This is a genomic window from Novosphingobium sp. RL4, from assembly GCF_035658495.1.
Taxonomy (GTDB): Bacteria; Pseudomonadota; Alphaproteobacteria; order Sphingomonadales; family Sphingomonadaceae; genus Novosphingobium.
In genome coordinates this window covers 289,163-300,624 of sequence record NZ_CP141944.1, presented here as the reverse complement: position 1 = coordinate 300,624, position 11,462 = coordinate 289,163, and the positions used below count along the sequence as shown (strand labels likewise).

At 65.4% G+C, this 11,462-nt stretch carries 10 protein-coding genes; 7 read left to right on the top strand and 3 right to left on the bottom strand.

Going from position 1 to position 11,462, the window contains the following annotated elements; translation table 11 throughout:
- The first annotated feature begins 135 nt into the window (after positions 1-135).
- Complete coding sequence (locus U9J33_RS01445) at positions 136-1,230, top strand: TauD/TfdA family dioxygenase (protein WP_324697388.1); 1,095 nt, start codon at positions 136-138, stop codon at positions 1,228-1,230.
- 40 nt (positions 1,231-1,270) lie between these two features.
- Here the strand turns inward: U9J33_RS01445 and U9J33_RS01440 are convergent, their stop codons facing one another.
- Positions 1,271-1,945 (bottom strand): cysteine hydrolase, encoded by a 675-nt coding sequence (locus U9J33_RS01440; protein WP_324697386.1) that lies wholly within the window; start codon positions 1,943-1,945, stop codon positions 1,271-1,273.
- Positions 1,945-2,775: an oxidoreductase gene (locus U9J33_RS01435; protein WP_054442123.1), complete on the bottom strand. Its 831-nt coding sequence runs from the start codon at positions 2,773-2,775 to the stop codon at positions 1,945-1,947. Before U9J33_RS01435 ends, U9J33_RS01440 begins: the two co-directional genes overlap by 1 nt.
- A 241-nt stretch (positions 2,776-3,016) precedes the next feature.
- On the opposite strand from U9J33_RS01435, the gene U9J33_RS01430 reads away from it, so the two are divergent.
- The 6 genes from U9J33_RS01430 (at position 3,017) to U9J33_RS01405 (ending at position 10,995) form a co-directional block, all read left to right on the top strand.
- Entirely contained in the window at positions 3,017-3,964 is a 948-nt protein-coding gene (locus tag U9J33_RS01430; protein WP_324697383.1) for a ribokinase, read from the top strand.
- Between the two features lie 66 nt (positions 3,965-4,030).
- Positions 4,031-5,155, top strand: a complete 1,125-nt coding sequence (locus tag U9J33_RS01425; RefSeq protein ID WP_054442125.1) for an LLM class flavin-dependent oxidoreductase — start codon at positions 4,031-4,033, stop codon at positions 5,153-5,155.
- 4 nt (positions 5,156-5,159) lie between these two features.
- Complete coding sequence (locus U9J33_RS01420) at positions 5,160-5,828, top strand: cysteine hydrolase family protein (RefSeq protein WP_054442126.1); 669 nt, start codon at positions 5,160-5,162, stop codon at positions 5,826-5,828.
- A gap of 38 nt (positions 5,829-5,866) precedes the next feature.
- Positions 5,867-7,108: an MFS transporter gene (locus tag U9J33_RS01415; RefSeq protein WP_185998376.1), complete on the top strand. Its 1,242-nt coding sequence runs from the start codon at positions 5,867-5,869 to the stop codon at positions 7,106-7,108.
- 29 nt (positions 7,109-7,137) lie between these two features.
- A complete protein-coding gene (locus tag U9J33_RS01410; RefSeq protein ID WP_324699096.1) occupies positions 7,138-8,523 on the top strand; it encodes a peptidase M20 in 1,386 nt (461 codons plus the stop codon).
- A gap of 123 nt (positions 8,524-8,646) precedes the next feature.
- Positions 8,647-10,995, top strand: a complete 2,349-nt coding sequence (locus tag U9J33_RS01405; protein WP_132468643.1) for an acetamidase/formamidase family protein — start codon at positions 8,647-8,649, stop codon at positions 10,993-10,995.
- 10 nt (positions 10,996-11,005) lie between these two features.
- Here U9J33_RS01405 and U9J33_RS01400 read toward each other — a convergent pair whose 3' ends face one another.
- Entirely contained in the window at positions 11,006-11,431 is a 426-nt protein-coding gene (locus U9J33_RS01400; RefSeq protein ID WP_054442127.1) for a 23S rRNA (pseudouridine(1915)-N(3))-methyltransferase RlmH, read from the bottom strand.
- Positions 11,432-11,462 lie beyond the last annotated feature (31 nt).

Sequence of the window (11,462 nt, the reverse complement as noted above, 5' to 3'; positions counted from 1 at the left end):
TGCGCAATCGAAGTCCGTTCGATCATGGGATGCGCATGGGGAAAAGGTTTCGGGCATCGCTCGCCAAGTCACATTGTGGCATTCCGCCTAGGGTCTCCGGCAATAGCTACAGACCCAGAGAAGGACTCACGAAGCATGGCCAGTTCCGCTCCCGCGCCGCTGGAGGCCGTCCCGCCCGTCACCACTGCTGCCGCATGGCGCGGAGACCGACTGGCCGCTACCGACGAGTGGATCTACATGCTCTCGGACGATCAGGTTGCCGAACTGGAGCAGCTGGGTACCCGCTTCCTGGCCGAGAACCCGGACCTGCGCACCGTCACTGCCGAGGAATATCCGCTGGTCGCCTGCGCCGATGCCGTCGAATCATGGGGCGCGGACGTGGACTATGGGCGCGGTTTCGTGCTGGTCCGGGGCCTGTGCACCCAGCTCTATTCGGATGCCTTGTCTAACGCGATCTACTACGTGCTCGGCCTGCATATGGGCGATCCGATCCGCCAGAACGAGATGGGCGACCTGATCGACCACGTCTACGCCACCAGCGACAAGACCATGGACGATCCCACCGCGCTGTCCTCCAAGGTACGCGACAAGCTGGTCTATCACTCGGACAGCTCGGATATCGTCGCGCTCATGTGCCTGCGTCCGGCCAAGGAGGGTGGGCTTTCCTGCCTCGTTTCCGGTGCCGAAATCTACAACGAGATCCTGCGCCGCCGCCCCGATCTGGCGCCGCTGCTGCTCGAACCCTTCCACTGGGACTGGCGCCGTCAGGACCACAATGCCCCGGCGGATACCTATACCTCGCCGATCGTCAGCCTCGTGGACGGCGTGTTCTCGATGTATGCGGGTTCGCTCTATATCCTCACCGCGCAGGAATACGAAGGCGTGCCCAAGCTGACGCCCGAGCAGATCGAGGTGCTCGAACTCTTCGATACGATCACTTACGAAGAGGGCATGGCGATCGAGATGGATTTCCGCCCCGGCGACATCCAGTGGCTTTCCAACTACGCCGCGCTTCATGCCCGCACCACGTTCTGGGACTGGCCCGAGCCGCAGCGCAAGCGCCATCTCCTGCGCCTCTGGTTGAGCCGCGATGCCGGGCGTCCGGTGGTGGACGGTTTCGGCAAGAACGGTGTCGTCCAGCACCGCGCCGCGCCGCGTGACGGGAAGGAAGAGCATCCCGATGGGCACTTCGACGTGTTCTCCGTCTCGGTGCCGCGCCTGATGAGCTGATGAAGGGAATGCAGGGGGGCAGGCTCCCCCCCTGCACCGCTCAAGAGGGCCGGGGGGCCAGCATTTCCAGCACTTCGTCCGTCGTCTTCACATCGGCGAAGTTCAGCCGCAGATTGAGAAGTGCGGCGTTGTGTTCCTCGTCGCTCACGGCTGCGCAGGCGTCCGCAACGACGATCACTTTCCAGCCCCGCATGTTGGCCTCCCGCGCCGTCGATTCCACGCAGACGTTAGTGAGCGTGCCTGCCAGCACGACGAGTTCCACGTCGCTTACCCGAAGCACCTTCTCCAGCGCGCCCGCCGGGCAGGACATGGCGCCGTAGCGGTACTTGTTGAGCACGAGGTCGTCCTCTCGGCATTCCATGGCCTGATGGATGGCGTGCGACCGCGTGCCTGCGCGCAAGGCTTCCACCGCACGGGCGACCATGGGGTCCGACATGTCGTACTGCCATGCGGGAACCGCGAGGTGCGGCTCGTCGCTGACCGTCTGGCGGGTCCAGATGGCCTGTCCTCCCGCCCGGCGCATGGCTGCTGCCAGCCGATTGATCGGCTCGATCGCCGCGCGGGCGTAGGCGTTGCCGAAGACCTCGCTCTCGGCAACGAAGGCAGCCTGCATGTCGATCACGACCAGCGCACTGCGGGCGGGAAGGATCGTATCGAAGCTGTTGTATCCCGCCCCGCGCGCAACGGCCCATTCGGGAAGCCGCGCCCGGTGCATCAGGCGGGTTCGAACGCAGTGGAAAGCGAAAGCGATTCCCATTCGTCCATCTGCGCGCCCACGAAGGCGATCTGGTCGCGGGCGTAGTGCAGGGCGTCTTCACCAAGGAACAGGTGCAGCGGGGGTTCCGGCGCATCGAGCGCCGCGAGAATCGCTTCGGCTCCGCGCGTGGGATCGCCTTTTTCGCTGCCGGCACCCTCCGTCAGGCTGCGGCGGGCAAAGTGTGCGCCTTCCTCATAGTCCGCGATGTCCTTCGCGGCGACCTTGAGACCCGAGGCGGCGAATCCGGTGCGGAAGCCGCCCGGCGCGACATTGGTGACCCGGATGCCCATCGGTGCCACTTCCTGCGCAAGGGTCTGGCCCACGCATTCGAGGGCATATTTGCTGGCGCCGTAGATGGCCGTGCCCGCCCAGGGGGCATGTCCAGAAACCGAAGTGATGTTGACTACGTGACCGGCGCGTCTCGCCCGCATGGCGGGAAGCACCGCCTGGATCATGCGGATCGCGCCGAACAGGTTGATCTCGAACAGCGCCTTGGCTTCTTCGATGGAGACTTCCTCGATCGCGCCGACCAGACCGTAACCGGCATTGTTGAGCAGGCGGTCGATTCCGCCGGTCAGTTCCTCGGCCCGGGCAACGGCGGACCGGACCGAGGCTTCGTCGGTCAGGTCGACGGTGAGGACATGCGCGCGGCCCGGTGCCAGCGCCTCGAATTCCGGGTCTCCCGCACTTCGGGTCGTGCCGACGACCACGTCCCCGCGTGCGAGCGCGGCACGCGCCACCGCGCGGCCGAGGCCGCCGCCGATGCCCGTGATGAGCCATTTCGTCATCTTCGTTTCCCTTCAGGATTGGCGTAGAACTATCGAAGCAGAAATACCGGCGCCGGTGCGGGCTCGGTCAAGGAGAGAGTAGGAGGAGGGCCGAGCCGCGCTCTTTGCGCTGGAGACCGCAATTGTTGCGGCAGCGCGCACGGCGGCGCCTCGCGCTTGACCTGCCTGTGGGGGCCATGCAGCCCATGACAAAAGCAGGGGCGCGAAACAGGTTGGGCGCCAGACAAGTTAGGTGACAGCTTTGGCAGTTCACATCTTCGGTTCGATCAATCTCGATATCATCACTTCGCTGGAGCATCTTCCCCGGCCCGGCGAGACGGTCATGGCCATGGCCACGGCCAGGCTACCGGGCGGAAAAGGCGCAAACCAGGCCGTTGCGGCGGCAAGGATGGGTGCGGAAACCTACATGGTGGGTGCGGTGGGCGAAGGCGATTCGGGAAGCTGGATGCTCTCGCGCCTCAAAGCGGACGGCATCGACGTCGGCGGCGTTGCCATGTTGCCCGGCGTGGACACCGGCACTGCCTATATCGCCGTGGATTCGGTGGGCGAGAATCAGATCATCGTCGTGCCCGGCGCCAATGCGCGGCTGAGGGACGCCAGACCGGTGAGCGAGGGCGTGTTGCTTGCCCAACTCGAAGTGCCGGTTTCCGCCCTGCTGCCCGTTTTCGCGAAGTCGAAGGCGGTCCGCATCCTCAACGGCGCCCCCGCCGTGCAGGAAGGACGGGCGCTGTTCGAACATGTCGATATCCTGATCGTGAACCAGCACGAGATGGCCGCTTTCCTCGGCCTCGAAAGTGCCCCTGACAATGACGACATGGCCGTGATCGCAGAAACCGCGCGCGGGCTCCTGCGGCGGGAGGACCAGACCGTCATCGTCACTCTGGGGGCGGCGGGCGCGCTGGCGGTGCGGACCGGCTGGCAGCTTCACGTGCCCGCCCTGCCGGTGATCCCGGTGGACACGATCGGCGCAGGGGACTGTTTCTGCGGAGCGCTGGCAGCGCTGCTTGACGAGGGCGTCTCCCTTGAGGAGGCGCTGCCCTATGCCACTGTCGCCGCCGCCCTCTGCACGCTGGGGCAGGGAGCCGCGCCGGCGATGCCGATGCGGGAGGCGGTGGAGGACCTTATCGGCAGGCCGGCAACAGAACATGCGCTGCCAATCAAGAACCGGTCGGCCGCTTCCCTAAGCTGATCGGCGCACAAGCGAGACAGGCTTCAATGCCCGTCTGGCGGAGACACAGGCCAACAAGAGGATACGATGAACCAGTTTCCCATGACGCCCTTCGGACTTCCTTCGGACAACGGCGGCAAGGACCTCGGCCTGTTCCTGCCGGTCGCCAATGGCGGCTGGATCCTGTCGAAGAACAAGCCCGAACTTGACGGCTCCTATGCCTACAACCGCCAGTGCGCCGTGCTGGCCGAGGCGGCGGGCATGGACTTCATCATGTCGATGTCGAAGTTCCGCGGCTACGGCGGCGAAACCCATCACTGGGATTCCTCGCTCGATCCGATCGTGCTCATGGCCGCGCTCAGCGAAGTGACGAGCAAGACCCGCATCGTCACCACGCTGCACACCCTGCTCCAGAACCCGGCGGTTGCCGCCAAGATGATGGCGACGCTCCAGCAGGTGAGCGGGGGCCGTGCCGGTCTCAATGTCGTCACCGGCTCCTACAAGGGTGAGTTCGCGCAGATGGGCGCCTGGCCCGAGGACGTGAATCACGACCAGCGCTACGACCTCGCCTACGAATGGGTCCGCGCGGTCAAGGCCCTGTGGAGCGAGGATTCGGTCACGATGAAGGGCGACTATTTCACGCTGGAGGACTGCGAATCCTGGCCCAAGCCCGAACAGCGGCCGTTCCTCGTCTGCGCCGGCTCCTCGGAGATCGGCATGCGGCTTACGTCGGAGGAGATGGATGCGATCTTCCTCTCCGGCGGCACCGCGCCGGAACTTGCCAGGAACAGCGACCGGGCCAAGACCATCGCCGCCGAATATGGACGCAACATCCGCACCTATTCGATGATGACCCTGGTGATCGACGAAAGCGATGCAGCGGCCAAGGCGCGGGCACAGCACTATGCCGATGGTCTCGACGAAGGGGCATTGGCCGGCATGATGCGGGCCTACGGCTTCCTCGATGCCGAGATCGGCAAGGAGAACGACTTCACCCGCAAGGCGCGCAGTTCGTTCATGTCGGCCCAGATCGTCGGCAGCGCCGCGAGCGTGACCGAGCAGCTCGGCGAGCTGCTGGACACTTCGGGCACCGACGGCCTGATGCTGATCTTCGACGATTATCTGAAGGGCCTGCCGGTGTTCGGAGCCGAGATCCTGCCGGTCCTGCGCGAACGTTTCCCCGGCAAGGTCGCCGCATCGGTGGCGTGCTGATCCGATGCCGCTGCGCACCCAGGACCTTCCCCATGTCGAGCCCGCCGGCCTGGCGGCGATGATCGACCCGAAGACGACCGCGCTGGTGGTCGTCGACATCCAGGTCGATTTCGCCGCGCCGCATGGCCTGCTCGGACGATATGGCGTCGATCTCTCGCCGGCCGAGGCGGCGATCGACAACTGCGAGAAGCTGGTGGCGGCGGCGCGGGCGTCCGGGGCCACAGTGGCGCTGATGCGCGTCGTCACCAGCCCCGAGACCGATTCGCGCGCGCTCAAGACGCTGATGGCGCGGCGCGGCCAGCCGGGCGGCGAGGCGATCTGCCGCGTCGAGGATGGCGGTGCCGACTATTACCGCATCTTCCCGGAGCCGGGCGACATCGAGATCGCCAAGCTGCTCTATGACAGTTTCCATGGTACCGACTTCGACGCCCGGCTTCGCGCACGGGGCATCGAGACGCTGGTGATCTGCGGCCTTTCAACCGATTGCTGCGTGGATCAGACCGCGCGCTCGGCCTTCCATCATGATTACGACGTGTTCCTCGTTTCCGATGCCAGCGCCGCTTACGAGCCGGGCCTCCATGAAAGCTCGCTTTCGGCGATGGAGAAGAACTGCGTCCTGCTGACCACCACCGAGGCGGTCGAGCAGGCCTGGCCAAAGGGCGATAACGCCTGAGCCTTCGCGCTCACCATCCCTTTCAGGAGTTGCCGCCGATGACCGTGACCACTCCCCAACGCGGATCGAAGGGCGGCGTGCTGTTCGCCTGCACTCTGGGCAATTCGGTGAGCGTGACGCCGGCGGTCCACGCCGTCTTCGGGCTGTTCCTGGTGCCGCTTTCCGACACGTTCGGCTGGAGCCGGGCGAGCATCTCCGGTGTGCTCGGCATCCTCGCGCTGGTCGGCGCGGTGACCTATCCGCTTATCGGCCGATACGTGGACAAGGGCGGTGCGCGCCAGACCCTGCTGGTGGGGATATTCGGCCTTGCGCTGTCGATCGCGGCGCTGGCGCTCAACAACGGCAGTCTCGTGCAGTTCTACGCTACGTTCACGGTCCTTGCCGCCTTCGGGGCCATGGCTGGAACGCCGATCTTCCAGAAAGTCATCGCGGACTGGTTCAACGAGAATCGCGGCACCGCGCTGGGCATCAGCGCGGGCGGCGGCTGCGGGATCGGCTCGGTAGTGTTGCCGGTCATGGCGGCCGTGCTGGTGCAGACCTGGGGCTGGCGTGCGGGCTATCTCGGTATCAGCGGTTTCATGCTGGTGATCGCGCTGCCGCTGCTGTTCCTGTTGCTGCGCGATCGTGCTGCGGCAAGCGGCGCCGAAGCGGAATCCGCGCGAGAGGGCATGACTCTTGGCGAGGCCGCGCAGACCCCGATGTTCTGGCTGGTCCTCATCGCGCTGGCGGCGGGCGCCGGGGGCACAACGGCGGTATTCAGCCATGTGGTTCCGATCCTTTCCGACCGGGGCTTCTCGGTGGCCACCGGAACGGCAGTGGTCAGCGTCTTCGCACTTGTCACCTCAGGCTGGCAGATCGCCACGGGCCGTATCATGGACAAGATCCAGACGCCGCGCGTGGCCGTGCCGATGTACCTCATGGCAGTGGCCGGACTCGTCCTGCTCGAAACCGCACAGGGCATGCCGCTGCTGATGGTCGGCGGTGCGCTGCTCGGCATCGGGCTCGGCGGCCAGTTCGGAGCCCTGCCCTATTTCATCGCCCGCTATTTCGGCACCAGGCACTTCGGCTCGGTTATCGGCGCCATGTATTCGGCGGTGATCGCCGCGCAGGGGACAACACCGATCCTGCTCGACCTCGTGTTCGATGCGCGCCATTCCTATCGCCCTGCGCTGGTCGGCGTGGGCGGCGCACTGCTGGCCGGCGCGCTGCTGCTTATGCTGCTGCCGCGTTACGGCCGAGAGGCTGAAGTGGCGGAGAACCTCTTCGCCGCCGGTCACTGATTTTTCACGGAGCCCATCCCTTGGCCGACATGCCCGATCCCGTTTCCACCTTCGCCGACCCCGCCAAGGCGCCTTATGCCGTATCGGAGGAAGAGCGCGCCGCCATCGCCGCAGCCATCGACACCGACGAACTGGTGGAGCTCGCCCTGACCCTGGGTAACATTCCCAGCCGCTCGCGCGAGGAACTGGCGGCGGCCGAGTTCGTCCATGGCTGGATGGCGAAGGAGGGCTTCAACCCCCGCAAGGTCGGCGCAACGCCGGAGCGGCCCAATGTGATCGGCGAATACGGCGGGACGGGTCGGGGGGCGAACCTGCTGTTCACCGCACATCTCGATACCGAGAGCCCGAGCGGCATGAGCGAGCACGACAAGTTCCGCTATCGCGATTCCACATTGGCCGATCCCGAATGGACCCAGTGCTGGCTGGACGAGGAAGGCCGTCTGCGCGGCTACCCGATCAGCAACGACCGCGGCCCGATGTCCTGCTTCCTGATCGCCGCCAAGGCGCTGAAGAAGGCCGGCATAGGCCTGTCCGGCAAGACCTGGCTCACCGCCTGTCCGGGAGAGATCGGTCCCGAGCCGATCGAGGAATTCGCCGGCATCGGCTGGAACGGCAAGGACATCGGCGCGCATTACCTGTTCCACCACGGCGGTGTCGCGCCGGACTATGCCATCGCGGCGGAGGGCACCGACTTCGGGCTGACCTGGCAGGGCTGCGGCTATGCGCTCTACCGGGTGCGGATTTTCGGGCGGGGCGTGTTCTCGCCGATCCTGGATGCACCCGCCGATCCGCGCCGCCATCCCAATCCGATCTACCGGCTGGGCCCGGTGATAGAGGCCCTGCACGCCTGGGGCCTGAAATTCGAGGCCGATTCTGTCATGGAAACTGCCAGCGGTGCGATCCATCCCAAGGTGCAGATCGCCTCGGTACGCGGGGGCATGCCGATAGACTTCGGCGCCGGAACCGAAGTCTGCGCGCTTTACATCGACGTTTCGCTGAACCCGCGCCAGAAGGCGGCCGATGCCTACCACGGCATCATGGAGGCCATGCGCGGCGTGGACGTGGAAGGCTTCGATGTGGAGCCGATGGTGGTTCGCCATGGTTTCGAGGCGCGTCCTTCAGAAGTCGCCCCGTTGGCGGGCGCTGTCGATGCGGCCACGCGGCTGGCGCGGGGGACGGTGGTGGAGCCTGCCCATCCGGTGTTCTCCAGCATGTGGCGCGATCACAATGTCTTCAACATGCACCGCGTTCCGGCCGTTACCACCGGCATGCCGCGTTGGCGCCCGACGCCGGAAGACATGGCTTCGAGCGCGCTTGTCTACGCATTGACGATGCTTGCCGTCTGCGGCCGGGGCGAGGCGCCGCAGACATGCGCGGGGACCAGCGTGTACGGCAACGAGACGCCTTTCGAATAGGTCGTTCGCACCCTTGCCGACAGTCAATCGGGCCGATAGACCTTCGTCATAAAGGTCGCCAAAGTTAGTTAAACTGGTCGCCCGATCCGGGAAGGGTGCCACCCGCTTCAAGGTGGTTTCCGCTTGCGCATTACGACGAATGTCTACCCCAAGGAGCAGCGGCGCGACGCCTGGCGTTTTGCGCTCAAGCGGCTGTCGATCACGCTCGACGATGCGGATGACGCCACGCTTTACGGCGAGCTTATCCAGTTTCGCGCCAGCACCGGTATCGACTTCATCCGCGTTACCGGCACGCCCCAGTCCTGGACCATAGACTTCCGCGACCAGCCCGCCACCTACTGGCTGGCGATGGTGCTGGACGGCAGCGCGATCGTGCGCGATTCCAGCCAGGAACTGCGACTTTCCGATGGGGAGATGATCTGCGGACGCGGTGACAGCCCGGTCAACCTGACGTTCTCGGGCGATAACCGCAGCCTGATCGTGCAGGTTCCCCACAGCGAACTCAGCGCTCGCCTCAAGACCCCGATCAGCGGCCCGCCCCGCAAGATCGCCACGGAAAGCGGAACCGCGCGCGTGTTCTCCGGCATGTTGCGCTCGCTGGCGGATACGATCTCGGACATCACCACCGATCAGGCCCGCCCGGTCGAACTGGCCTTTCCCGAATTCCTCGTCACCAGCCTGCTGGACAACGCGCCGGCCAAGGCGATGGGCGGCGCGGCGGGCATGCGCGCCGCCTTGCTGGAACGCATCTTCCAGACCATCGAGATTCGCCTGTCCGATCCCGATCTCAGCTATCAGCAGGTCGCCGCCGAGCATGGCATATCGCCGCGCTACCTTCAGAAGCTGTTCGAATCGATCAACGACAGTTTCGGCCATTACGTGAAGGTGCGCCGGCTCGAACGCTGCCGTCTCGACTTGCGCAGCCCGCTGCATGTCCAGAAGTCAATCTCCGACATCCTGTTCGAATGGGGCTTCAACGACAGCGCCTCGTTCAGCCGCGCTTTTCGCGAGCAGTACGGCATATCCCCGCGCGAATACCGCAAGGCGCCGCCGCAGGAACAGGAGGCGGTCGAGCTGCTGCGCCGCGGCCGTCCGGGGCGCAAGGAGCGCGCCAAGCCCGAAGCGGTAGAGGCAGAGGCCGAATCTGAGCTATCGCCTGAAGGAGAGGAGCAGGCCGACCGGCTGGAAGCGCCGATGGGCCCGGCGTTGCTGGGCGATACCGGCATCTCGCGCCACCACCACCTGCCTGCCACGCCCGAAACGATCCACTGGGGCTACCTCAGCAAGGACCTGAAGCCCGCGCTTCACGTCCGTTCGGGGGATTTCGTGACGATCGAGGCCCTGACTCATCACGCCAACGACGATCACGAACGCATGGTCGAAGGCGATACGGGCGTGGAAAGTGTCTACCGCTGGGATGAGACGGGCAAGGCCGTGGAGCGGCGCGGAGCGGGGCCGATGGATGCCAGCGCCTTCGGCCGGGGGCCGGGCGAAGGCTTCGGCGTGCATATCTGCACAGGCCCGATCCACATCGAAGGCGCGATGCCGGGCGATCTTGTCGAAGTGCGGATCCTCGATCTCAAGCCCAGGCCAAGCGGCAATCCGCGTTTTGCCGGCAAATGCTTCGGCTCCAATGCGGCTACTTACTGGGGCTTCCACTACAACGACCTGCTTACCGAGCCCAAGATGCGCGAGGTCGTGACCATCTACGAGGTCGAAGCAGCAGGCGGGCGCCTGCCCACGGCGCACGCGGTCTATTCCTATCGCTGGACACCACAGGTCGATCCCTCGGGCGTCACTCATGCACGCTACGACTATCCGGGCGTGCCGGTCGACCCCGACACCATCGAGCGCAATTACGACATCCTGCGCAACGTGGAGATTCCGATCCGTCCGCATTTCGGCGTGATCGCGGTGGCACCGGCCTACAATGGCCTCGTCGATTCGGTTCCGCCTGCCAGTTTCGGCGGCAATCTGGACAATTGGCGCACTGGGCCTGGCGCGCGCGTATTCCTGCCGGTGCAGGTGCCCGGTGCTTTGCTCTCGCTGGGCGATCCCCATGCCTCGCAGGGGGACAGCGAGCTATGCGGCACGGCCATCGAATGCTCGATGACCGGCCTTGTCCAGATCGTCCACCACAAGGCGGCCGGGCTGATGGAGCAGCTCAAGGATGTCGATTATCCGCTGATCGAGACCGAGACCGAATGGGTCATCATGGGCTTCAGTCATCCCAACTACCTGAAGGAGCTGGGCGAGGACGCGCAGAGCGAGGTCTACAAGCAGTCATCGATCGATGCCGCCATGCGCGATGCATTCCGCAAGGCGCGCCGCTTCCTGATGACGGCCAAGCAGCTGACCGAAGACGAGGCGATCTCGCTGCTTTCGGTGGGCGTGGATTTCGGTGTTTCGCAGATCGTGAACGGCAATTACGGCGTCCATGCGGTGATCCGCAAGGCACTGTTCACCAGCTGACGAAAGCGGCTCAGCCCGAGCGGTGGTAGGGGTGGCCTGAAAGGATCGCGGTGGCGCGCCAGAGCTGTTCGGCCAGCATGGCACGGGCCAGCATATGCGGCCAGGTCATCTTGCCGAAGCAGAGAAGATGGTCGGCCTGGGCGCGGGCCGCGTCGCCATGGCCGTCAGCGGCGCCGATGAGAAAACGGCATTCCCGCACGCCCTCGTCGCGCCAGCGGCCGAGCAGGGCTGCGAATTCCTCGGAACTCATGGCCTTGCCGCGTTCGTCGAGCAGCACTTCCCGGAATGGGGTGTGGACCGGAGGCGGCACTTTTCCACCCGTGTCCGGCAGTTCGCTATGCTTGAAGGGCCAGGTGAGGCGCTTGGCATAGCGATCGAGCAGCTCTGCCTCGGGCGAGCGGGCGATCTTGCCGCGGGCGATGATGTGGAGAAGCATGGACGCCCTCTGCAGCCGCCCTGTCAGGGAT

What these genes read in the sequence shown, in the direction of transcription:
- U9J33_RS01410 (WP_324699096.1), top strand. Translation starts at nt 7,138, where the DNA reads ATGCCCGATCCCGTTTCCACCTTCGCCGACCCCGCCAAGGCGCCTTAT.
- U9J33_RS01420 (WP_054442126.1), top strand. Translation starts at nt 5,160, where the DNA reads ATGCCGCTGCGCACCCAGGACCTTCCCCATGTCGAGCCCGCCGGCCTG.
- U9J33_RS01445 (WP_324697388.1), top strand. Translation starts at nt 136, where the DNA reads ATGGCCAGTTCCGCTCCCGCGCCGCTGGAGGCCGTCCCGCCCGTCACC.
- U9J33_RS01440 (WP_324697386.1), bottom strand. Translation starts at nt 1,945, where the DNA reads ATGCACCGGGCGCGGCTTCCCGAATGGGCCGTTGCGCGCGGGGCGGGA.
- U9J33_RS01435 (WP_054442123.1), bottom strand. Translation starts at nt 2,775, where the DNA reads ATGACGAAATGGCTCATCACGGGCATCGGCGGCGGCCTCGGCCGCGCG.
- U9J33_RS01415 (WP_185998376.1), top strand. Translation starts at nt 5,867, where the DNA reads ATGACCGTGACCACTCCCCAACGCGGATCGAAGGGCGGCGTGCTGTTC.
- U9J33_RS01400 (WP_054442127.1), bottom strand. Translation starts at nt 11,431, where the DNA reads ATGCTTCTCCACATCATCGCCCGCGGCAAGATCGCCCGCTCGCCCGAG.
- U9J33_RS01425 (WP_054442125.1), top strand. Translation starts at nt 4,031, where the DNA reads ATGAACCAGTTTCCCATGACGCCCTTCGGACTTCCTTCGGACAACGGC.